The organism is Dictyobacter halimunensis (assembly GCF_036245075.1).
The window spans coordinates 4,171,847-4,195,681 of sequence record NZ_BSRI01000002.1 but is presented as its reverse complement, the minus strand read 5'-3'; the positions used below and the strand labels follow the sequence as shown (position 1 = coordinate 4,195,681).

Sequence of the window (23,835 nt, the reverse complement as noted above, 5' to 3'; positions counted from 1 at the left end):
GGAGATGATAGAAGAACGTGGACGAGATGCTCTCTCGTCCATCACCAGTGAGGTTAAGCAGGTACCACACCTGCTTGGCCTGCTCAAAAAAGAACCGCCACTGCCTGAACAGCCGGCGCTGGGCTTTTTTACCGACACCAGCCTCTGCATCGGCTGTAAGGCCTGTGAGGTCGCCTGCAAACAGTGGAATCAGCTCCCGGCCACGGCACCCGATTGGACCGGCACCAGCTACGATAATACAAAGCAGTTGGGCGCCACCACCTGGCGTCACGTGCAGTTTATTGAGCAGATCGGACGCCGCAAGCCCACGGCTACGGAGACGGCCAAACCGGTCGGGAAGCTGCCCGAGCTGAACCTGTTCCAGCCCTCCGTGGAACCGCAGGACGCGATACCTGCCACACCACCCGGGACGGCGCTGCCCTTTTTCAGCAGCGACCGCTGGCTGATGCAGAGCGATGTTTGCAAGCACTGCGCCAATGCCCCCTGCCAGGAGGCCTGTCCCACAGGCGCGATTATTCGCACCGAGTTCGACACGGTCTACGTGCAGCAGGACATCTGCAACGGCTGCGGCTACTGCGTCGTCGCCTGTCCGTTTGGCGTGATTGCCCGCGATAATGGGGGGGACGGGCAGGCCCACAAATGCACGCTCTGCTACGATCGGCTCAAAGATGGGATGACACCCGCCTGCGCCAAGGCCTGTCCCACCAACTCGATCCAATTTGGTGAGGTGGCGACGCTCAAACAGCATGCGCGTGAGCGTGTAGGAGAGTTGCAAAAGCATGGTGTGGACTCGGCACGACTCTACGGCGCGGACGACAAGATTCTAGAGGGTGGACTTAACTCATTCTTTTTATTGCTGGATGAGCCAGAAACATATAACCTGCCGACCAACCCATCCCGTCCCAGCACCCACGTGCTGCCCACATCGCTGGGAACCATTATCGTAGCAGTTCTGATGGGCCTGATGAGTATCTTCTTCTTTAAAAAAGAATAGGACTGAAAGAGTACAATGGATAACATACGAACCTCGGAGAAGGTGGCGCTGACCATACAACGGCAGTCGGGCAGCGGAACGCCCATGAGTGTGCCAGCCATCACGCCACGACCCGGCTTGCTGGCTACCCTGGCACTCCTGAGCACCGGCTACCAGCCCGATCCAGAACGAGAGCTACATGAAAAGAGCTACTATGATTATCCCTCCCTTAAGGCACCGGTCTGGAGCTGGGAGATTATCTGGTACTTCTTCATGGGAGGACTGGCCGGAGGCAGCTATGTGCTGGCCACCATTGCCTCGCTCTTTGGCTCGAAAGAGGATCGCATGGTCGCGCGCGTGGGCTACTACGCCTCGCTGCTCGCGCTCCTGCCATGTCCACCCTTGCTGATCAAGGATCTGGGGCGGCCCGAAAAGTTCCTGAACATGCTGCGTGTCTTCAAGTTCAAATCGCCGATGTCGATGGGCGTCTGGGGCCTGCTGGGCTTCTCACTATTCAGTGGACTCACAGCGATCATCCAGGCCGCCAGGGACAATATCCTGGGCGACTGGTGGGGCGCGCACCTGCTGGCACGTCTGCCACAGAAGCTACTGGCCATCCCTGGCAGCTTCTTCGCCGTCTTCCTCGGTGGCTATACCGGGGTGCTGTTGGCCTCAACCAGCGTTCCTGTCTGGTCGCGCAGCCGCATGCTGGGAGCATTGTTTTTCTCCTCGGCCTTTTCAACCAGCACAGCCCTGATCTCATTTATATTGCGTATCATCGGCGCGCCCGCCAAAACGCTGCACAAGCTGGAGCGCGTCGAATGGATGAACATGCTGGTCGAAATGGTCAGTCTGTTCACCTACCTGCGCACCTCTGGCCGGGCCGCCAAGGCACTGGTCGGAACGGAGCCAAAGGAACAGGGACGCACCTTCTGGGGCGTTATGGTTGGCAGCGGCCTCGTCCTGCCCTGGCTGGTTCAGACCTTCCTGCTCACCAACAAACAGGACACCAGCAGCAAAGCCAGGAAGCGCGGCGGCATCGGCATGTTTGTCTCCGCCCTGGTCCTGGTGGGGGGATACTTCCTGCGCCGCACCGTCGTCAACGCCGGCCACACCTCCAGCGCGGACGCGCGTACCACCCTCTGGAATGCCAGACGATAAGCTATCTGTAATGATACATTGGGACCCCGGACGCGCCAGGCAGGTCCGGGGTCCCAATGTATCATTACAAAAGGTAATTTCATCTAACTTTCTGGTGACTATCTCGTACATGTTGTTGCATCCACTGTGATGAGACAAGCAATCCCCTGACGTCATCATGGGGAAAAGAGAGGGTTTATATATGGAGGAGCCACGTACTACTCCCACTACAAATACACATAATTCTAATTCCGATACAGCAACCCAGGTGACGGCAAGGCTTGATGGTCAGACCCCGGGACATACAACCACCAAACTCGCCAACGACACTGCCGATGATACAGCGACCGGTCCCAACGGATCGTCTCCAGAAGCCGCAAAAGATCCTGACACGGAACGCATGCAGTTCGTGGTTGTCGAAGGCTTCCAGGTAGGGCGTGGCGCCGCGCGTATCGATCCCGCTGACATGGCACGCCTCGGCTGCCAGGCGGGCGACATCATCATGATTGAAGGCGCGCGCACCACCGCCGCCAAAGTTGTGCCCAGCGCGAATATTGATCGTGGACAGCGCTCGATCCAGATGGACAGCCAGGTGCGTCAGAACAGCGCCTCCGGCCTTGGAGAGCACGTTAGCGTCCACAAAGCCAGGGTGAGCACAGCCGAAAAAATCACTATCCTGCCATTGAGCGGCGGCGCCCCCATTCAGGAGAGCGACCTGCAATACATCACGCGCTACCTGGTAGGCCTGCCAGTAACAGTTGGTGATCTGTTACGCGTTGGAACACCGGGCACAGCACCACGCGAATTCCTGATCATCGGCACCAATCCAGCCACGCCAGCGTATACCCTGCAGACGCGGAAGGCCGGTGAGCTGCCCATCGTAGAAACGCCCGAACAGGGCAATGATGTGGAGGCGGTCATGGTACAGGCCGGCACCATCGTGCGTGCCCAGGCCAGGGGAGCCAACAACGGCGCCTCCCACCATGTCGGCTATGAGGATATCGGCGGACTGGGAAAAGAGCTGCAGCGCATCCGTGAAATGCTGGAGCTGCCACTCAAGTATCCCGCCGTCTTCGATCGCCTGGGCGTCGAACCACCAAAGGGCGTCCTGCTCTATGGTCCTCCAGGAACAGGTAAAACACTGATCGCCCGCGTCGTCGCCACCGAGACCAAGGCCACCTTTTTTATCATCAATGGCCCCGAAATCATCAATAAGTTTTACGGCGAGAGCGAATCGCGACTGCGCTCAGTCTTCCAGGAGGCCCAGCGCAAAGCCCCCAGCGTCATCTTTATCGATGAGATAGACGCGCTGGCACCCAAGCGCGCCGAAACCGGCGGCGAGGTCGAGCGCCGCATCGTCGGCCAGCTGCTGGCCCTGATGGATGGACTGGAGTCACGCGGCCAGGTGGTCATTATCGGCGCCACCAACCAGCCCAATGCCCTGGATCCCGCCATTCGCCGTCCCGGCCGCTTTGACCGTGAGATCGCCCTGCGCGTGCCCGATATGCGCGGCCGCATGGAGATCCTGCAGATTCACAGCCGCGACGCCGCCCTGGCCAACGACGTCGACCTGCAGCGCCTGGCCCAGCTAACGCCTGGCTTTGTCGGCGCCGACCTGGAGGCCCTCTGTCGCGAGGCCGCCATGATCGCCCTGCGCCGCGTGCTGCCCTACATCGACTATCAGCGCGGCTATATTCCCTACGAAACGCTGGTCAATCTCAATATCAGCATGGCCGATTTTCAGGCCGCATTGCGCGAGATCGAACCCTCGACCACGCGCGAGGTCTATGTCGAGGTCAGCGACACCTCCTGGGATGACATCGGCGGTCTTGAATATACGAAAAACATGCTCACGGAGAGCGTAGAATGGCCCCTGCGCTATCCAGAGATCTACTCCAATGCCAGGGTCGAGCCACCGCGAGGCATTATCCTCTCGGGCCCTCCGGGATCTGGTAAGACGCTGATCGCCCGCGCCCTGGCCAACCAGTGCGAGGCCAGTTTCATCTCGATCAAGGGACCCGAGCTGCTCTCAAAGTGGGTTGGAGAATCAGAGAAAGGGATTCGCGAAGTCTTCAAGCGCGCCAAGCAGGCCGCGCCCTGTATCGTCTTTTTTGATGAGCTGGATGCGCTGGCGCCCCGGCGCGGCGGCGGCAACGACGGCAACGTCGGAGACCGCGTCATCGCCCAGCTGCTCACCGAGATGGATGGCATCGAGGGACGCGAAGGCGTCATCGTGCTGGCGGCCACCAACCGTCCCGACATGATCGATCCCGCCCTGCTGCGTCCTGGACGCTTCGACCTATCGGTTGAACTGCAATATCCGGACGAAGAAGAGAGGCGCGCCATCTTCGCGGTCCACCTGCGTGGACGACCCGTGGCGCCTGAAGTAACGATCGAGGAACTGGCCCGCATCACCCCCGGACGCAGTGGAGCCGACATCGAGGCCATCTGTCGCCGCGCCGCCCTGTTCGCGCTACGCGAATGGATCGCGCCCCGCTTAACCGTGGGACAGGTGTCCGTCGTACCGGTTCTTGAAGCGCCCGAGAGCAGCGACACCGCCACAGCCAACGAAACAAGTACAGCGACAGCATCTGAAGCAGGCGACAGCACAGCAACGGATAGCGCCGGGCAGGAGGGTCAGCCGGCGGCGCCTCCCAGGCGCTTCTCAATTCGACCCGAGCACTTCGCGCGCGCCATCGATGAGCAGCATGAGCGCTACTCGATTCAAGAGGCCGCCGAAGCCGAGCGCGAACGTCAGGAGCGTGGTCGTCAACGCCTCATCGATATGGCCGCCGACTACAATTCAAAGGAGAAACCGCAGCTGCGCGGCTTCCGCCTCTGGCTGGCACGCATCTTCGGATTGGTACAGTAAAGCTCGAAAAAAATTGCACGTTCCGCCTACCAGGCGGAACGTGCAATTTTTTTATTTGGTAAAATACAGGCACAAAAGCCGCAGCGGCTTTTATTGCTGTGTTAGTGCGCAGTTACAAACTCTACCTCAAAAGTGAAACATACTTGCACACAATACGTGTAAAACGATAGAACCGCATGTATACATAAAACTTGGTTCTTATGTAGGTACTATACACTTACAATATATAGGTGACTATGCTATAATAAACAACGGAGAACATTACTAGCAAGCGAAGGGAGGGACCAGTGTTACCCATACATGACAACTCCTCTTCCGTCTCCCGTGAGCAAGTTACAGAGGCGTACCTGAAAGTCATTGGGTTGATTGATGAGCGAGTCGCCCCCTACCTGGGGAGGGCAACCACTCGTGCTCTTGTACAGGGTGCGGCCAGGCGCATCCAGGACAATTATCCATTTCTGAGTTGTTTAGTTAATCGTCCTTATACCGATATTATCCCATCAGTTTTTCATGAACAACTTGGTGGCATTGCTGCATACGAACTCATAGAGGGACTCAATGCTTTATTAGATGAGTGCTTCGCGGGATTGCGTGAACTTACCGGTGACCTGATCGTTCCACCCCTTCATGACGAAGTAACACATCAATTAAGACAATTGCAGTAAGGGGGCCGCATGGAGAGCAGTGTACAATCTGACTTACAAGCCGCAGATACCCCATATCGCTCTCCAAACATGCAGAGCGCCGATCGCTTGAGTGCACTTAAACAAGAGATGGAATATCTCAATAGGATTGGCAAACAATTTGTTGCCGCCTTCGACCGCTTTCAAGTTCATCGTGCTCTGCTGGCCGCCCTACAAGATCTCTACAGTTTTTCAGCCTGTTGTATTCTTCTAACCGGTGACCCGATAGACCTCTTCATCATTCCTTGTTATCCGCTCAATGGGTCCTTTTTAGAAGCGATGATTCAGCGCATTGCCAGTGCCGCCAATGCGCTGAACTTTCCAGCCATTACCCCCGAGCAGCTGGCGCGCTCCGCCTACTTTGATGCCCCCGACGAACTGGCGCAACGCCGTAAGCAGGGCGAGATATCCAGCACCACCATCGGCTCGGGTCTCAATATACCCCTTACCGTCGAGAACCGCATCATCGGCATGCTCAGCCTCTTTGACGAGAAGCCGGGCACCTTTGACGCCGATCTATTGCAGCTCACCACCATGATCGCCGATTATGCGGCGGTCGCATTGGACAATGTTCGCCTACGCGAGCGCGAAAATGCCCTCTGGCGTGAAGCTGAGCTGGAGCGCATGCGCCTGGAACTGATTATTGGCAGCATGGCCGAGGGACTGCTCATTACGGATGCCAAGGGCGCGATTACCTCGCTCAATACCTCGGCGGAACAATTGCTGGCCCAGGCCCAGACCGAGTTTACGCCGGGCGTCCCCCTGCGCCAGCTGGCCGAGACCAGCAGCGTTCCCTGGCTGCCGCGGCTGGCCGATATTATTCACCAGGCGCTCAGCGGCCATACCGTCAAAAATCAAGAATTAGTTGCCGGGCAGGAAGATGATCGCGTACCATTGACGCTCAATATCAGCGCCGCGCCACTGCATGATGCCAGCGAGTTCGCCACGCGACCGGTTGGCGTCGTCGCGGTCGTCAACGACGTCACCTCCAGCAAGCAGGTGGAAAAGTTAAAGGATGACTTTGTCTCGGTGGTCTCGCACGAACTGCGCACCCCGCTGACCGCCATTAAAGGGTATACCCAGCACCTGGTACGCCGTGTAGAACGGCGCCTGCGCAAGCTACGCAGCAGTACCGAAGGGGCCGTCATCGATAGCCCTGAAAGTCAGGACCTGCGTAGTCTGAGCATCATTCAAAGCCAGACCGAACACCTGGAACGCCTGGTCAACGACCTGCTGGACCTCTCACAGGTCCAATGGGGACAGATCCATCTGCACTATGAGACCTTTGATCTGCCGGCCGTCCTGGGGGAGCTCGTACGTTCGGTACAGGCCAGCGCCGAGCAGCACAGCCTGATCCTTGAAACAACCGATCGCGAGGCCAGCGTGGTCGCGGACCGAGCGCGCATCGAACAGGTCATCGGCAATATTCTGGATAACGCAGTCAAGTATTCACCTCACGGCGGACAGGTCATCGTACGCCTGTACAAGCAGCCGTCACAGTATCACATCAGCATCAAAGACCAGGGCATCGGCGTCAATCCCGAGCACTTTGAGCATATCTTTGAGCGCTTCTATCGCATTCACAACACCTCCAGCCAGCACTACGCGGGTATCGGGCTCGGGCTGTATGTAGCCAAAGCGATTATCGACCGCCATGGCGGTCAGATCTGGCTGGAAAACAATCAGGGGACCGGCAGCACCTTCCACGTCACGCTGCCGATGGTTCCACCGTCCGACGAGCAGTCAGAGGCGGCCCCCACAGGTAATACGACGTTATAGCGAGAGCATCTGCAAGAGCTCAGCAGGATTCGAGCCGAAATGGGTACGCAGATAGGAGTGTCCAAACGAGGTAAAATGGATCTTCGACCAGTTGGAGCGCAGAAACTGCATCGTGCGCAGAATGCGTGCCTCACCCCAGAGTGGATAGCGTAGATCGCGCAGCGCGTTCACCAGGTCGGCCGCGCTGGTCAACACCACCCCACAGGCAAGGATGATAAACTTGAGAAGATAATGGTGTGGAAAGGTAATCGGGCTCAGAGACGTAAAGAGGCCAATTGAGAGCACACAACCAGACACAACGGCAGGCACCAGGACATCAAGCCAGAGGGAGAGGAGAGAGGGCTCGCGTAAAACCATCAGGGTAAGTCCACAGGGGCCGACAGCCCAGCCGACCAGCGGCTCATGCCGTCCCAACAACACTAACACATGGGTCAACTCACCGAGGACAATCCAAAGCACCAGGAATATTACTAACCCTAAAACATTAGTAACGTGAATACTGGCTAAAAAACCTGGCATGCAAATCCCTCCACAGCAGCAATTGGCTTCCAGAGAACACCTTTCATTACTCTTATTATAAAGCAACAATTCATCATCACGCAATTGTACAGCCAAAATAGATCTTGAGAGGGGTGCCAAAACCACAGGCACTCCTCTTATCAGTGAGCTTGATCGCCCCCTTTCGGGCGTCCGCATGCGCGGCCGCGCTGTGTTTTTATGTTTTGCTGCACTGCGTGGCGCTTTTTGCGCCACGCAGTGCAGCAAAACATAAAAACACATTGAGAAAAGATATGGCGTTACCGCCAGGCATCTTCGCCGATGAGGGGAACAAAGACGCAGCGACCGAGTGAATGGGTTTGCATACCCCAATGCGTACGCTGAATCACCTGCAGCTCCTGTTGAGCCTGGTCACCAACCGGCACCACCAGGAAGCCATCCATATCCAGCTGCTCCAGCAGTTGCGAAGGAACATGCGGGGCGGCGGCCGTCACCAGGATGCGGTCATAGGGGGCATGATCGACCCAGCCGATAGAGCCATCGCCAATCAGGAGAGAGACATTGGCGCAACCGAGCCGATCCATGCGAGCATCCGCCTGGTCGGAGAGCTGGGGATAGCGCTCGACGCTGTAGACGTGCTGGCAGAGCCGAGCCAGGATAGAGGTCTGGTAACCCGAACCGGTACCGATCTCCAACACCTTCTCGCTTCCGCTCAGCCGCAGCGCCTGCGTCATGATCGCCACCATCAATGGCTGTGAAATCGTCTGGCCCAGCACCAGTGGCAACGCTTGATTGGCATAGGCCATAGTCTGGAACGATGAATCGATAAACATTTCACGCGGCACTTCGGAGATAGCCCGCAGGACACGCTCATCGCTGATACCATTTTGTTGTAACTGGTCTATTAATTTTTGGCGTTGAATCGCAAAATCTTTTGACATATGCAAGTAATGAACATCTCTCAATAGGTTGGGACGCATAAAAATTGATGGAACTAAACGACAACTACAACGGGGGGGTGATCGTATAAGTACAGAGATGTGGAAATATGCTTTTTGGGAGAATAGGGTGGGCGCTACTGGGATCGAACCAGTGGCCTCTTCGGTGTGAACGAAGCGCTCTCCCCCTGAGCTAAGCGCCCTATTTGCTAACGGAGATAAATATAGCATTAGTGCCTCAGATTGTCAAGCACTTTAAACGGAATATTTTCGTCGTCAGCAGCTTTTATGATGCTCACCATTTAGCGTCTCTCATTGTAGAGCTAGGATTTCCATTCTCACGAAAACCGAAGGAGATACATTATGGCGCTTATCATAATACTCATTGTCCTGGCATTGATCCTATTCTTTTTCGTACTGCCAGGCTTACGCGTCGTACAGTCGTATGAACGCGGCGTCATCTTCATTCTAGGCGGGCTCCGTGGAGCAAAGGGACTGGGCGTCTTCTGGGTGCCGCCGATGATTACACGCATGATGAAAGTGGACCTGCGTATCGTAACGATGCAGGTTCCACCGCAGGAGATCATCACACGCGACAACGTCACCATCCGCGTGACAGCCGTAGTCTACTTCTACGTAGTCAATCCCGAGGACGCGGTAACCAAAGTGGTAAACTTTATAGATGCCACCATGCAGATCGGGCAGACGACGTTGCGTAACGTGCTGGGTCAATCTGACCTCGATGAGCTGCTGGCCCACCGCGATCGCATCAACCAGAATCTGCAGACCATCATCGATGAGTATACAGAGCGCTGGGGCGTCAAGGTCACGGCGGTAGAGGTGAAAGATATCGAATTGCCACCTACCATGCAGCGTGCGATGGCCAAGCAGGCGGAGGCGGAGCGCGAGAAACGCGCCAAGATCATCCATGCCGAAGGTGAGCTGCAGGCCTCCACACAACTGGCCCAGGCGGCCAGCGTCATCGGTTCACAGCCTAGCGCACTCCAGTTGCGCTATCTACAGACGTTGACGGAGATCGCCGTTGAGAAAAACTCAACCATCATCTTCCCGCTTCCCATGGACATTATCGAGCCATTGCTCAAACACCTGCCCGGGGCGGCAGAAGGCAATCGTGAGCGACCATCGGTGCGTCCAGTTGCCGAGCAACCAGGACGCGAGGTACCGCCCAACGCCTATGTGGATCAGACAGCCAACCGCCCAATGACAATGAAAAGGGACTAGGTGTGGGAGTACCCACACGTGCGGCCGCGTAGCGGACGCACTGGTTTTGTATATCGGTGCATGGAGTGCGCGGATGCGCGCTCCATGCACCGATATACAATTGATTATTAAGCACAGAATACAGGTAGAGGAGAATATTCATGAAGAAATTAGTCGCTAAATGGGTTGTGGGCGCCATCGTGATACCGGCTATCGTCGTAATCGTACGCAAACAACTCTTCCAACAGATCGATAAATATCTCTAAACAGTTTCACGCCATGCAAAGATTGCCAGCAATTGTTATGAGCAGCGGTTCACCATATGGTATACTGAGGGACGTAGTTCTAATACATGTTCTTCAGGAGATACCATATGGATGAACAAACCTTAAGCTCCACGAAGGAGCCAGCGAAAAATACAGCATCGCAACACATGTCAGCGCAAGCAAGTGCGGCCTCACCGGAGAGAGCGGGCAGCGAACACCGACAGGCCTATGGTACAGCGAAGACTGAAAACTTACGCGACTCAGGATTGTGGCGCATCGTGCTGCCAGTGGCCGTCATTGCCTGCTGCGCGGCCCTGTTGATTATCCCCCTGGTGATTTTAATTCCACTTCTCTATAATTCTATCAACGCCATCGGCACCAACAACGTCAAAGAAGCGCAATTGGTCTGGGTGTGGATTACCATGATTATCGTGGAGTTAGGTCTCTTCTTTGTTATCTCACGCGGCCTCCTCAAAATTTTCCTGACCCAGGCGGGCAACTATCAACGCTAGCGCGCCTGCGTATTCAGCATATTTCAGCGGAACTTTGCCAGACGGCAGGGTTCCGCTTTTTTTATGGGTCGCACGTCCATATGCTGATAAGACAGAAGTCCCTGGAAATACCGCCACGATAGCCAGATCCGGCTAATTAGCCTCAGAGTCCAAAATGTGAGCGAAAATCGCTTGACAATTATGCCCCTGCCAAGTACACTCATTAGCAGTTAGTAGACGTTTCATAGTCGGTATATAGTGGATGTGAGATCGTACATACTTTTAGGAGGTGAGTTCTATGCAGAATAGACAGATAATCGCAGAAAAATGTGAGCGAATTGCGAGAACTCTTCCGACCACACACAAGAATGCATAACCTATGCGCAAAGCTGTTGTGACTCGGATCTGCCCGAGCACCTACTCTTATCCTCAGCGTTCCTCACAATGCAACACCATTCCTCATGTTGTCAACATACATACTTCATTGATAGAGAAAGCACTATGGTACGCAGCACGATAGCTATGCCCTATCGCATTGTAGTATTACATCAACCAAAAAGCAGCATTACTCTAGCTGCCCGGGAGAGATTTCAGGTGTGTAATCCAGCATATATGGATGCATCAGCACAGGTAAATTCCTACCTCGCCAGAGAGGAGGTGAAAGCATGAGAGGAAAACTACGTGACAAGAACTCGATAAATAGGCGCGACACATTCCGTCGTGGCACGGAAGGAGAGGCGCGTCGTCCATATAAACGCGATGCACGCGTAGCTCATTGGGTCGACCAGAACCTTGAGGATGAGTATTATGAAGATGAAGCCGAGCTCGAAGGTGATGCAGAAGAGGCCGAGATGACCAGGCTCGACATAAACGTAAAAAAACCGACCATCCGAAAATAAAGCGAACAGGTTCAGAGACATTGAGGGGTGGCTTCATTGCCCCAACTCTATGTCTCTTTTTTGTTGCATTTTGCCCCTTACGCTAGCACTATAGTCCGACAGCCTCATTACCAAAAATCCTCATAAAATTGATCTGCCCTATTACTCATGTTAGCATACATGGAATAGTGTCAATAAACGTTCCATCAAAAAATAACGGATGAGTACAAGGAAGGGGTAAATGAATGGAGATTGAGACGCGCGTGGTTGAAACACGCTTAAAAAATGGAGCATCGCTCAGGGTTTTAGCACGCGCCCTTGAGGGCAATGAACACATCGACTACAGCTACGAGACCCCCTCATTTGAGGTCTTAACAGAGACGATTGAAAATATTGCCGATTCCATTACGGATACGGTGAAAAAGGTCGACGCCAGCAGGACCCAGATCGAGTTTGGCCTGGAGTTCGCCCTCGAAGCCAACCAGTTGATGGTCATGCTGGTGCCGGACAATCACCATGCCAACGTCAAAGTCTCACTCGAATGGGACTCCCACCACCTGAATGCAGACCATGCCGCAGTCAGCAGCCAGGTCGCTCAACCAGAGAATAAGCGGTCAGACATCCCGACGACCCCATCAATAGATGAGAGCCAGCCAACCGACTCTATGGCTGTTATAAAGCCCGGCGCCAAAAAGTAGGAGCAGAATAGCATTCCTTCCATCAAGGTCTCTGTTGCGTTCTTAGCAGGGAGAAGAGGGTGCCGGGCAACACCACTTCATATTCTTCTCCCAGTTGCGCCATCACTTCTCCGACCATAGAGGGAGTCATCGTCCAGGCAATCAGGTAGATGCTCAGGAAGAGGGGGCGGCGCCGGAACAGCGTGGACGCGAACCGGATCAGCCTGACGGTGCGCTCAACGCTATCGGTAAATCCAAGGTGATGATAGATAGTCAGGTCGCCGACCTGTTGCCAGCGGGCAACATTGCCCGTAAAGCCCGCGCCGCTGAAGACATTGCTGACCCCATAGGGAGCCAGTTCGCGGGCGAACTGATGCTGCACCCGGTGATCCCTCAGTTGCATACCCTGCAGGCTAAAGGCCGCCACCAGCGGCAAGCCGGTGCGATACACGGCATCCACATCCAGCACATCGAGGATGGTCATATCCAGGGATCGCATCAGGGCGCCGGTCTGCTGCAGGAATGGACTAAGCAGGTGACGGGGCCAGCGAGAAGGATAGATATAGCCAAGGCCGCTGGGGCCAGCCACCAGTTCATCCAGCGGGGTCGCGCTGCCCGTATAATAGGCGGCTAAGGCTGGAGCGGCCCGCGTCAGCAAGGGCGGAAATGTCCATCCCAGCGGAATAGTGCCCCGGGCGGGATCCTGCCAGAGCGCACGCAGACGATGCTGACAATATTGCAGGTTATCACCATCGCTCATGGTAAAGGACAGGTAGATCTTTTCACGGCGCTCGATATGACGGGTAGTTGCCGGGGGAACGGGTATCCGCGCCGCCGGCAACGCCATCCACACTTCCAGGTTCAGCACATAGTCCGATGCCACCACCGCGATTCCCGCCGCCGAGGTCATCGCCACGGCGCTCTGCTCGTGGATCACCCATCCCATATGTACAGCACCGGGGGCATAGAAGGCCAGCAGCTGACGCAACAGACCGCGTTCAGAGCCCTGGCCATCGCCAGCGGCGGCCAGATAGCGGCGCGAATCCAGCCAGTAGACAAAGGCCCGGCTGGCAACCAGAAACGAGCGCAGACCACAGAAGGCGCCCGGATCCAGACCCGCCAGCACATGCCGTGAGCAACGGGGCTGCAGATGTTGCCGCGCCCATTGATAAGCCTGCAGGCGCGTACGCCAGCCATAGGTGCGCAAATCGTTCAGCACGGGCAGGTCGCAGACAACCTGCAGCCGTTCAGCCAGCGCGGGAGATGCGACGAGGGCATCTTGCAGACCGGCCATCGTCGTAGCGACGTTAATCGTATCCGGCAACGCCGGATCGTAGATCAGCAATCCGGTGAAGGCTGAGCGGTACGTCTTCAGCAGATCTATCAGCGCGGACGAACCGTGTTCCGGGCCGCGCACCTGAGGAACAGAGGTAAAGGCCTGCTCAAGCCAGAATGCATCGTCGTCGCTGGTAATCAAATAGATGCTGACCTGAGAACGATTAATAATGCCGGCCGCCACCGTAGCGGTAACATATTCATCACGTGAAGCACCGCGTAGATCGTAAATAGTAAGCTGAACCGGTGCCAGCAATGGTGGTAAAAAACGCCTATCGAACCACTGCAATCCACTCACAGCGCTGTCCTCCAGATATTATTTTTATCCCGGTCAAAGCTTGACCTTCCCGAGAAACAAGGGTATGCTAAAATATAGCTACAATATACAAGCAAACTGGCATATGCAAGCCGATCGCTCTAATGCAAGCAAACCCACAGTCCTGTAGAATTTTTCTGCTGCTCATAGTCGAGTTTATACAGAAAGGACGCCTGGCATGGCAAATAAATTGTTTGCACCCGAACTTTTCCGTCCCCCGCTAGATATCCCAGACATCCCTTACGACCATCTCCTGCGCAAAGCCGCCGAGAGCAATCCTGATCGCCTGGCCATCGTGTATCACAACCTGAGCTTTACCTATCGCGAAACCGTCTCCATGGTAAATAGTATCGCTAATGGTTTGTACGAACTAGGGCTGCGAAAAGGCGACCATGTCTGCCTGTTTACCACCAATCGGCCGGAATATATCGTCACCTTTATAGCGGCCGCCTCAATCGGCGTGGTCGTAAGCCCGATGAATCCTTCTTATAAAGAACGCGAGATCAGTTATCAGCTGGAGAACTCCGAAGCGAAGGCGATCCTGATACAGAGGGAACTGGTACCGACGTTAGCCCTGGCCTTGAACCAGAAAGAATTCCCTAATCTACAGCACATCATTGTGACCGGAGCCCGTCCACCGGAAACGCTACCCAACTCCATCGCGTTTGGACAGCTCCTGAGCCAATCATCACCCAAAGCTCCACCGCACGTCGACGTCACGGGTGACGACTTGCTGGCCCTTCCCTATTCATCCGGCACCACAGGCCTGCCCAAAGGGACCATGCTAACCCACCGCAACCTGGTGAGCAACAACCTGCAATTTACGAATGCGCAGGGCATCAACCCGACGGATGCGGCACTGCTCTTCCTCCCCTTCTATCATATTTATGGTGTCATGCTCACCGGCAGTTTCCTGGCCTGCGGTGGCACACAGATCATGATGGAGCGCTTCGATCTGCTCGAATCATTGGAGCTATGTGAAAAGTACCAGGTGACCTACTATTTCGCCGTCCCACCCATCATTCTGGGACTGGCCAACGCTCCGGTGGACCTGGGCAAAATGAAGAGCATCAAATACATCTTCTCGGGCGCCGCCCCCATGCCAACGGACCCGGCCCGCAGACTACAAGAGAAGATACCCGGGCGCGTCGTACAGGGCTACGGTCTAACGGAAGCGTCTCCGCTGACCCATTCACAGCCACGCGATATATCACTGGTGCGGCTGGGGAGTGTCGGTCTACCCACCCACAATACCGAGTGCAAAATCGTAGACGTAGAGACCGGGACACGCGAACTGCCGCAGGGTGAGCAGGGCGAGCTCATCATTAAAGGCCCACAGATCATGCAAGGCTACTGGAAGGCGCCTGAAGCGACGGCCCAGGCGCTGAGAGATGGCTGGCTGTATACCGGGGACATCGCTTACATAGATGAAGACGGCTATACCTATATCGTGGACCGCAAAAAAGAGATGATCAAGTACCACGGCTTCGGCGTCGCGCCAGCTGAGATCGAAGCCCTACTGCTCGAACATCCCACCATCCTGGATGCAGCGGTCATCGGCGTCCCCGATGACGAAGCCGGTGAGCTAATCAAAGGCATCATCGTCAAAAAACCAGGCGCGACCATCACGGAAGAAGACGTCTTGAACTTCGCCAACGGCAAGCTGGCCGGTTATAAACGGCTGCGCCTCGTCGAGTTCATCGACGCCATCCCCAAAACCGCCTCCGGCAAGATCCTCCGCCGCGAACTCCAGGAACGCGAAAAAGCAAAGTAATAATTAGTGAGTGTTGTCCGGAGGGTGCTTTGCACCCTCCGGACAACACTCACTAATTATTGAGGCTGCAAACACAAAAAGCAGATCAGGTGCACTGCACCTGATCTGCTTTTTGTGTTTTTAGAGACCGCCGACGAAGAGGCCGCGAGCCATGATTTCGCCGGCGAGGGAGCAGACGACGACGAGATAGAGCATGCCGGTGGCGGATTGGAAGGAGCGGTCGCGAATGAGTTTCCAGGCCAGTCCACCCAGGACGAGAGGCATAATGTAGCCAACGAGGACGCGAATCCAGCTGATCGCATCCGGGCTCAAGGGGGCCATGACCGGAGCATCCGCTGGCTTAACCTGATTGGACGGGACCGGCGTGGCCTGCGCGGTTACCGCAGGTGCGCTGGTGTGGGCCTTGTTCGCGTAGGTTGAGCTTGGTCCACCGATGGCAAAGAAGATGACCTGGGCCACCACCGCTACCAGGACCAGGGTGGTCGAAAATTGTAAGGGGCGCTCGGAGAGCGCAGGGGTCACCAGGTACCAGTGTCCAAGCCACATAGCTGTCAACACGCCACCCAGAGCGAAGGCGGCCGCGAAGAAGCCAGCAACGGTAAAGAAGCCACCGATACTCCCGGCGGCCAGGGGACGAAAGATCATCGCCGTAACAAAAAGGGTGATAAGTCCGGCAATAACAGTCGCGACGCCGCTGGCAAGGCGCAGGGCTCGGGCCGCGGTCTTTTTCCGTGGCGCCTCCGGCAGTGCTTCCCCATCTTTAGGAGTAGTTGCCTTATCCTGTACGCCAGCGGTTTTATCCAACAAGAGAAAAAAGCTATAAGGAATGAGTAAGAGGAAGAAAAGCAACAATGGAAGCGACTGATAGCCGGTCCAGGCCTTGTCGAGTTGAGGGTAGGTGTTAAGCAATGCTGGCGTCGCAAAACTCTGCTGGAGCCAGTAGGTTAAACCGGCCAGCACGAGATAAATAAGAGCATACGAGACCAGGAAACCACGCTTGACCTCGTTACGCCAATCAAGAAAAACCAGGACGCTTACCGCGCCAATTGCAACCTCGGCCATGACTATAAAGAGAACCAACGGTAACGTTTGTAGCATGATATCTTTTTATCCTTTGAGTGCGTCAATCAGTGTCTATCTGGGGCATGAAATCTTCCACGACCATTCAGATTATAGCGCTGTCCATAGTTATCGGCAACTTTACCCGGGACATGGCTAGGGTCATTTAAAAGTATTTTTTGCCGCCTTCGGCGGCGGTAAGGAAGGAGAAGAGAGCGGGGACTGATCATGCCCCGGCATGCTCGCCCGCACCCCGCAAGGGGCTCGCCGCCCCTTGACCCCGCTGAGCGCAACTTTAAATAGCCTTGTCAATAGCTCGCTTGTATTGACAGGGCCCGGCCATTCAACTAAACTGAAAAGAGCGCACGAGCACCTGAATCTGCTGTCACTTGATAACGATTACCGAGAGAAAAAGTATGCCGTCTTGCCCAAATCCTCGCTGCCAGGCTGTTTACGCACCAGGAACAACGCAATGTAGCAATCCGTATTGTAAGTGTCTCTTGCCAGAAGCGCTGGTCGCGGGACGCTACCGTATTGAGACGCTGGTTGGTCTTGGTGGGATGGGTGCGGTCTATCGAGCCAGCGATACCTTTGAAGGCCTTCAGATTGCTCTGAAAGTATTGACGCTCTCCCCCAATATACTGGATGTTGATACGGCCATTGAGCGTTTTCGGCGTGAAGCGCGCTACGCTCACCAGATCCATCATCCCAACATCGTGTCGGTGCTGAACTTTGGTCAGGATGGTCCCTTGCTCTATATCGCGATGGATCTGATCACCGGTGGCACGCTGAAGATGCTCCTGAAGTCTGAAACTCCACTCCCCATAGACCTGGCACGCCGCTACGTCAATGATCTGGCGTCGGCGATCGACGCCATTCATCGGCATCCACAGCAGATCGTACATCGCGATCTCAAGCCGTCGAATCTTTTGATCCACCAGGATGATCAGAGACTGATGGTGGCGGACTTCGGTATCGCCCGGGCGATGCAGCAGGAGAAACCGCTGACACAGCGTGGATGGGCGCTGGGAACCGAGCACTATACCGCCCCCGAACAGGAGCAGGGCAAGGCCGAACCGGCCAGCGATATCTACGCCATGGGCGTGGTGGCCTACCAGATGTTTACCGGGCTGCTGCCATTTCAGGCCGTCATCAAAAACCACGCGCCATCGCTGCCTGATCCCAGCAGCTTGAATTCTATGTTGCCGCCGGAAGCGGACCTGATCATTCTGAAAGCGATCGCCACCGATCCCGGAGAGCGCTACCCCAGTGGGAAAGCGTTCGCCGACGCACTCAATGATGTACTGGCACAGCCCGGCATCTGGTCGGAGCCCACCATCGCCATGGATAACATGGCATCGACCATGCTCGCGGGCAATGACGATAACGTGATTGTGCGCATGATCATTCCCGAAAATCCCTGCGGCCAGTGTGGACGTGAAAATCGGCATACCTCACGGTTTTGCCGCTACTGCGGTCATAGCCTGAGCGATACGTCGCCGCTGGTGCACGAGGTCTGCCAGGTTGGCTATCTGAGCGATATTGGACACCAGGCACCGAGCAACGAGGATACGCTGCTCATCGTCCAGGGTCTGTGCATTAATCTATCACCACCACCCCGCCCCTTCGGTCTTTTCGCCGTCGCCGACGGGCTGCGCGGTACCCGGGGAGCCCAGGCAAAGGGGCATGAGGCCAGTCGCCTGGCGACCGAGACGCTGGCCGACATTCTCCTGCCTCTCCTGAGCACACCAACCACCAATTCCGCGCCATATAGCTATCATACGCCGGTCACAGGCGGTCAGGCAGGAAACCACACATCGCATCGATCAACGCCCCCCGGCGAAGCGATTCTGGAGCAATGGATACGAGACGCGACCAGGCAGGCCAACCAGGTCATCTATCATTGCAACGCGGACTACGACGCCACCATGGCCAGTACGCTGACCATCGCTCTCATGTACAAGCGGAACCTGTACGTTGCCAGTGTGGGCGATAGCCGCGCCTACCACTACACTCCCCGGAAAGGCCTACGCTGCCTCACCAGGGACCATACGATCGCCGCCAGCCTGGTAGACGCCAACCTGCTGGATCCTGATGAGGTGGCCAGGAGTCCCAAGCGCAACCAGCACTATCGCTATCTCGGCCAGAACTATAGCGTAAACATCGATACTATTCAATGTAAGGTCGAGCCTGATGATGTTATCTTGCTCTGTACCGATGGGCTCTGGCATATGCTCCCCGACGAGCGTATCCGCAAGATTATAGAAATGGTGGAGGATCCCCAGCAGATGGCCACCCTGCTGGTAGAGGCCGCCAACACCGCCGGCGGCGAAGGGAATATCAGCGCGATAACGATTCGGGTGCAGTAGCCCCCGAATCGTTATCGCACGTTGCCACTCTATGTTTAGGCACATATGCAGGGTAGGATGATGGTGAAGGTGGAGCCGCGACCAGGGATGCTCCTGACCTCGATGGCGCCTTTGTGGGCGTGGACGACCCATTCTACGATGGAGAGACCCAGGCCTGTGCCGCTGACGGATTTGGAGCGGGCGGGGTCGGCGCGGTAGAAGCGTTCAAAAATGTGCTCGATATCTTTAGCTTCGATGCCGATACCGGTGTCCGATACATGCAAGTAGGCGTAGGTGTCGCGCACTTCTACGGATAGGGAGATTTTACCGCCCGGGTTACTATAATTAAGGGCGTTGTCGACCAGGCTCATGATAACCTGTATCAGGCGAGCCGCGTCCCCCAACACGGTAGCGGGCATTAAGGTCCGGGTGTACAGGCTCATCTGGCGCTCCTGGGCCAGCATTTCAAGGCTATCGACCACGTCGCGCGTCAGCAGATCCAGGCGTACAGGCTCACAGTCCAGGTGGATCTGCCCTTCATCGGCCCGGGCCAGGATCAGCATGTCATTGATTAAATGTCCAAGGTGCTCAGACTCCTCATTGACCTCGGTCAATACATGCTTGTACTCGTCGGGGCTGGAGAGTTGTGAAAGGGCGACTTCGGTCACATTGCGGATTACCGCAACCGGAGTACGCAGTTCATGCGAGGCGTCGGCGACCAGGCGGCGCTGTTGGACAAAGGCACGCTCCAGACGCGCGATCATCTGATTGAAAATAATGGAGAGATCACGCACCTCATCTTTAGCGGCCGGAACCAGCACGCGCTGATTTAAATCGTTGGCATTGATCTCACGGGCCGTTCTGGCCAGGCGCTGGATCGAGCGGAACGCCCGGCCCGAGAGCCAGTAGCTGCCCAGTGAACACATGGCCAGCGAGAGGAGCATGAGCAGGAAAAGCACCAGCACAATACGATCCAGCGAACGGTTCAGGGTCTCCAGCGATTGGCCGACCTGAACCACGCCGATGACGGTGTCTCCATCGACCAGCATCGTACTGTAGATACGGATCGATTGATCATTCACGTCGTTCATGGTTGCGCGCCACGGTTTTCCCGCCAATGGCTGCAACACGCTGTCTTCCGGTAGGAGCAGATCACCAGAGGAGCCCGAGGAATAGATCTCATGGCCCTGCCGGTCTAAAACACGCACCAGGACAAGATCGTGACGAGAAGACTGGCTGTAGTACGGAGGTCCGGATGGGTTGTTGTCATTTTCATCGGAAGAGTTATATGGATCGATCAAAGCGGCGGGGGCATCCAGTTCCGGGATCTCCTGGGACATATCGTCTACGTAAAGCTTGCCATTATCTACACCGACACCCTCGGCTACATGCTGAGCACGCTGCTGGAGGGTAGAATCAAAGCTATTGAAGAGGATCTGTTGCAAGGTAGAGTAGAACGCCAGGCAGAAGACAAGCATGAGGAGCACAGAGACAATTGTATACCAGAGTGTTAATTGCATACGCAAACCGGGTGGTGATAGATATCGCAACTGCCTGATCATACCGGTGGTTCCTTTAGCTGGTAACCCGCGCCACGGACTGTAACGATGACGTCTGGCTCATTCAGCTCACACAACTTACGGCGTAGATAACGTATGTACACATCAATAACGTTTGACAGGTGCTCGGTGTCGCTATCCCATACGTGCTCAGCTATCATGGTACGGCTTAAAACCTGATGCGGGTGACGCATAAAGAATTCAAGTAAAGCATACTCCTTACTCCCTAATATAATCAAGCGGTCACCCCGATAGACCTCGTGGGTACGGGTGTCAAGAGTGATGTCCATAAAGCGCAATACTGGAGTTTTGGTGGGGCCCTTGCGCCTGAGCAGCGCGCGCACACGGGCTTCAAGTTCGCTAAAGGCGAAGGGCTTGACCAGGTAGTCATCAGCCCCGAGATCCAGGCCTTTGACGCGATGATCTACCTCCCCCAGGGCTGTCAGCAGCAGGATGGGCATGGTGCGCTTCTTCTCACGCAGGCGCCGGCAGACTTCGAAGCCATTGAGGCCGGGCAACAGGATATCCAGCACGACCAGATCGTAGGCTGTAGCCAGGGCGGCCAGCAGCGCGTCTTCACCATTGGGCATCAGGTCAACGGCGTAGTGATTGCCTTCCAGGCCTTTTTTCAAGCTGGGACCCAACCGTGGGTCGTCCTCAACCACCAGAATTCTCATGAGGCATCTCTCATCTATTATGGGCCTAAAAAATGCAGTGCATTGATTACTGTTCTACGACTCCAGTAGAAAACAGGCAATCAATGCAACGCACATTAGTCTAAAATGGTTTCATTAGAATAAGATGAAATCAGTGGCCAGAATCGCGCACAAGTAGCCAGCAGCGCAAAATTTCAGCCACGCTCCACGCCTGCGCGAAGCAACCTCCGTCGCTAAATGGCGGTTCTGGCTCGGCCAGTTCGCTGATCGTTCCCAGACAGGTTGATCTGAGTTGCTGCGCGAACGGTAGTAACAGCGGCCGGAGCGCGGCGGGATCGTTATGCACCTGCAGATGCACGTCTACATAGGGTCCCAGCAACCATTGCCAGACGGCCCCTTGATGATACGCGCTATCACGCTGTCGCTGATCGCCGGCGAAATGGCCCTGGTAAGCGGGATCATCTGGACTCAACGAGCGCAGACCGACCGGGGTCAGCAAGTGTTGCGTGACCTGCTCAAGCATCCTGCTCACCTGCTGCTCCGATAATAGATCGCGGGTCAGCGAGGCGGCCAGGAGTTGGTTTGGACGCAGAGAAGGATCATTGCTACCAGCCACGCCCTCAACATCAACGACATCATAGAGATAGCCGCCCTCCTCATACCAGAAGCGCCTGACGAAGTGCTGGCGCACCAGCGCGCGCAGGTGCCCATACTGGGCGGCATCGGTCGAGAGTCGCACAGCCCATGACTCCATCGTGGTCAGCGCATAGTACCAGAGCGCGTTAATCTCGACGGGCTTGCCAGAGCGCGGCGTCACCACCCAATCCCCAACCTTGGCGTCCATCCAGGTCAGTTGCAGACCGGGAACGCCGGCCTGGAGCAAACCATCGGACTCATCCATCTTAATACCATAATCGGTACCTGTTACGTGCCATTGAATAACCTCACACAACTTCGGAAAGAGTTCCTTGATAAGGGACCAATCTCCGGTCGTTGTGAAGTAGTAATCCAACGCACGGAACATCCACAGGGTGGCATCGGCGGTATTATACGCGGGGTTCTGGCCATCATCGGGGAAACGATTAGGGATCAACCCATTATGCATAAACGAGGTAAACGCTTTGAGCAAGCCGCGCGCCTCACCGTAACGTCCGGTACACAGCAGCAGGCCCGGCAGAGAGATCATGCTATCGCGCCCCCAGTCGGTGAACCATGGATAGCCGGCGATAATGGTCTTGCGATCAGGCGATAGGCGCAACGCTCCAGACGTATCGGATGAGCGCGTGTAATCGGGCCGGGCCACGATAAACTGGTCGGCCGCCAGGACGAGGCGCGCGAAGAGGGGATCCTGCTCGGGCAACTGATGGCCGGAGTGATTCGCCACCGCGAGGAGTTGTTGTACGCGACGCCGATGGCGCATCAGGGCCTGCTCCACCAGCGTCTCATGACGCCGGCCGCCATAGCCCCAGGAGCAACTTGTCTCGGTCTCGGCCATCAACACCATCGTCGTATGCATGCCAGGCACCAGGGTCAAACGAAACGTGCCCGGCATATACACATCTTCCTGGCCGGGCAGGCCCCGTTTCTGATCCTGGCGATGCCAGATATGCCAGTACCAGACCCCGCCGGGCGTAAAGGTCGCGGATGGATTGGCGATGATATGATAAGCGGGCGCCTCCGCATAGGCGCGAATGCGGCAGCGATGGCCCTGATCTTCAACCAGGAAACGCCAATCCTCGGCGCCCGTCGTCACGCTATGGTAATCGCGCGAAAGACAGAACGGCGCGACCTCCAGCGTCAAAACCGCCGGATCATCCTCGTCGCCGCTCTTCTCTCCCTCCTCGTCAAAGGAGCCATGCAGCAGATACTGAACATAGGTTGTATTCTCCCCATATTCCATCCAGATGCGCTTTTCCAGAGTCAGGGTTTCAGTCAGCGCGTAAGAGAAACACACGATATCCCCATCCAGGGAAACTGACCGCAACGCTCGATAGCCCTCAGGGGCGATCGTCCCCGGCACATACTCATTCACGCCAAGCTCAATTCTTTCGCCTGTATGAAGGGTCGCAACCTCGTCAAACTTCGCCACCAGCACAGTACGCTTGACCGGAGGTTGCAGGGCAGCTACGAGCAGACCATGATAACAACGCGTTGTAGCCCCGACAAGAGAACCAGACGCATAACCACCCAGGCCATTAGTAACCAGCCACTCATGATCAAGTCCGGATTGAACATCGTCACAGATCTCTGAACCGACCTGAATGTGCCAGGGATTGGCAGGCGAATGATCAAATAGAGATGCATCTTGCTTCAAGATCATAATCCATATCCTCTTATCATTGACGACACACTGATTCTAACAATATATGTAA

At 55.8% G+C, this 23,835-nt stretch carries 18 protein-coding genes and 1 tRNA gene; 11 read left to right on the top strand and 8 right to left on the bottom strand.

Going from position 1 to position 23,835, the window contains the following annotated elements; genetic code table 11:
* Positions 1 to 4: 4 nt before the first annotated feature.
* From AABA21_RS31285 to AABA21_RS31265, 5 genes are all read left to right on the top strand, one after another.
* A complete protein-coding gene (locus AABA21_RS31285) occupies positions 5 to 994 on the top strand; it encodes a 4Fe-4S dicluster domain-containing protein (RefSeq protein ID WP_338256289.1) in 990 nt (329 codons plus the stop codon).
* Between the two features lie 15 nt (positions 995 to 1,009).
* Positions 1,010 to 2,134, top strand: a complete 1,125-nt coding sequence (gene nrfD, locus AABA21_RS31280; protein WP_338256288.1) for an NrfD/PsrC family molybdoenzyme membrane anchor subunit — start codon at positions 1,010 to 1,012, stop codon at positions 2,132 to 2,134.
* 181 nt (positions 2,135 to 2,315) lie between these two features.
* Complete coding sequence (locus AABA21_RS31275) at positions 2,316 to 4,985, top strand: CDC48 family AAA ATPase (RefSeq protein WP_338256287.1); 2,670 nt, start codon at positions 2,316 to 2,318, stop codon at positions 4,983 to 4,985.
* Positions 4,986 to 5,272: 287 nt separating this feature from the next.
* Positions 5,273 to 5,650, top strand: coding sequence for a hypothetical protein (locus AABA21_RS31270; protein WP_338256286.1), 378 nt, complete (start codon positions 5,273 to 5,275; stop codon positions 5,648 to 5,650).
* 9 nt (positions 5,651 to 5,659) lie between these two features.
* Positions 5,660 to 7,447 (top strand): ATP-binding protein, encoded by a 1,788-nt coding sequence (locus AABA21_RS31265; protein ID WP_338256284.1) that lies wholly within the window; start codon positions 5,660 to 5,662, stop codon positions 7,445 to 7,447.
* Here the strand turns inward: AABA21_RS31265 and AABA21_RS31260 are convergent.
* The 3 genes from AABA21_RS31260 to AABA21_RS31250 all read right to left on the bottom strand — a co-directional run bounded on the left by AABA21_RS31260 (position 7,442) and on the right by AABA21_RS31250 (position 9,086).
* Positions 7,442 to 7,966 carry a hypothetical protein gene (locus AABA21_RS31260; protein ID WP_338256281.1) on the bottom strand — a complete coding sequence of 175 codons (525 nt, stop codon included), beginning with the start codon at positions 7,964 to 7,966 and terminating at the stop codon, positions 7,442 to 7,444. The two genes, AABA21_RS31265 and AABA21_RS31260, sit on opposite strands and share 6 nt — an antisense overlap.
* A 278-nt stretch (positions 7,967 to 8,244) precedes the next feature.
* On the bottom strand, positions 8,245 to 8,886 hold the full coding sequence (locus AABA21_RS31255) for a protein-L-isoaspartate(D-aspartate) O-methyltransferase (protein WP_338256279.1): 642 nt from the start codon (positions 8,884 to 8,886) through the stop codon (positions 8,245 to 8,247).
* A gap of 128 nt (positions 8,887 to 9,014) precedes the next feature.
* Positions 9,015 to 9,086 (bottom strand) — tRNA-Val (locus AABA21_RS31250).
* Positions 9,087 to 9,246: 160 nt separating this feature from the next.
* Here AABA21_RS31250 and AABA21_RS31245 point away from each other — a divergent pair.
* The 4 genes from AABA21_RS31245 (at position 9,247) to AABA21_RS31230 (ending at position 12,437) form a co-directional block, all read left to right on the top strand.
* The gene (locus tag AABA21_RS31245; protein WP_338256277.1) at positions 9,247 to 10,125 is read left to right on the top strand and encodes a slipin family protein; all 879 of its coding nucleotides are present in this window, start codon (positions 9,247 to 9,249) and stop codon (positions 10,123 to 10,125) included.
* A gap of 352 nt (positions 10,126 to 10,477) precedes the next feature.
* Entirely contained in the window at positions 10,478 to 10,882 is a 405-nt protein-coding gene (locus tag AABA21_RS31240; RefSeq protein ID WP_338256276.1) for a hypothetical protein, read from the top strand.
* A gap of 644 nt (positions 10,883 to 11,526) precedes the next feature.
* Positions 11,527 to 11,760 carry a hypothetical protein gene (locus AABA21_RS31235; protein WP_338256275.1) on the top strand — a complete coding sequence of 78 codons (234 nt, stop codon included), beginning with the start codon at positions 11,527 to 11,529 and terminating at the stop codon, positions 11,758 to 11,760.
* Between the two features lie 224 nt (positions 11,761 to 11,984).
* Positions 11,985 to 12,437 carry a CU044_2847 family protein gene (locus AABA21_RS31230; protein WP_338256274.1) on the top strand — a complete coding sequence of 151 codons (453 nt, stop codon included), beginning with the start codon at positions 11,985 to 11,987 and terminating at the stop codon, positions 12,435 to 12,437.
* A gap of 22 nt (positions 12,438 to 12,459) precedes the next feature.
* Here AABA21_RS31230 and AABA21_RS31225 read toward each other — a convergent pair whose 3' ends face one another.
* Positions 12,460 to 14,049 (bottom strand): GxGYxYP domain-containing protein, encoded by a 1,590-nt coding sequence (locus AABA21_RS31225; RefSeq protein WP_338256272.1) that lies wholly within the window; start codon positions 14,047 to 14,049, stop codon positions 12,460 to 12,462.
* A 196-nt stretch (positions 14,050 to 14,245) separates the two neighbouring features.
* Between AABA21_RS31225 and AABA21_RS31220 the strand changes: the two genes are divergently transcribed.
* Positions 14,246 to 15,841: an AMP-binding protein gene (locus AABA21_RS31220; protein ID WP_338256271.1), complete on the top strand. Its 1,596-nt coding sequence runs from the start codon at positions 14,246 to 14,248 to the stop codon at positions 15,839 to 15,841.
* A 120-nt stretch (positions 15,842 to 15,961) separates the two neighbouring features.
* Here the strand turns inward: AABA21_RS31220 and AABA21_RS31215 are convergent, their stop codons facing one another.
* Entirely contained in the window at positions 15,962 to 16,939 is a 978-nt protein-coding gene (locus AABA21_RS31215; RefSeq protein WP_338256269.1) for a hypothetical protein, read from the bottom strand.
* A 377-nt stretch (positions 16,940 to 17,316) separates the two neighbouring features.
* Between AABA21_RS31215 and AABA21_RS31210 the strand changes: the two genes are divergently transcribed.
* Positions 17,317 to 19,269 (top strand): protein kinase domain-containing protein, encoded by a 1,953-nt coding sequence (locus AABA21_RS31210; protein ID WP_338256267.1) that lies wholly within the window; start codon positions 17,317 to 17,319, stop codon positions 19,267 to 19,269.
* Positions 19,270 to 19,304: 35 nt separating this feature from the next.
* On the opposite strand, the gene AABA21_RS31205 is transcribed toward AABA21_RS31210, so the two are convergent.
* The 3 genes from AABA21_RS31205 to AABA21_RS31195 all read right to left on the bottom strand — a co-directional run bounded on the left by AABA21_RS31205 (position 19,305) and on the right by AABA21_RS31195 (position 23,783).
* Positions 19,305 to 20,810 (bottom strand): sensor histidine kinase, encoded by a 1,506-nt coding sequence (locus AABA21_RS31205; RefSeq protein ID WP_338256266.1) that lies wholly within the window; start codon positions 20,808 to 20,810, stop codon positions 19,305 to 19,307.
* Positions 20,807 to 21,484, bottom strand: coding sequence for a response regulator transcription factor (locus tag AABA21_RS31200; protein WP_338256265.1), 678 nt, complete (start codon positions 21,482 to 21,484; stop codon positions 20,807 to 20,809). Before AABA21_RS31200 ends, AABA21_RS31205 begins: the two co-directional genes overlap by 4 nt.
* A gap of 130 nt (positions 21,485 to 21,614) precedes the next feature.
* The gene (locus AABA21_RS31195) at positions 21,615 to 23,783 is read right to left on the bottom strand and encodes an amylo-alpha-1,6-glucosidase (RefSeq protein WP_338256264.1); all 2,169 of its coding nucleotides are present in this window, start codon (positions 23,781 to 23,783) and stop codon (positions 21,615 to 21,617) included.
* Between the last annotated feature and the right edge of the window lie 52 nt (positions 23,784 to 23,835).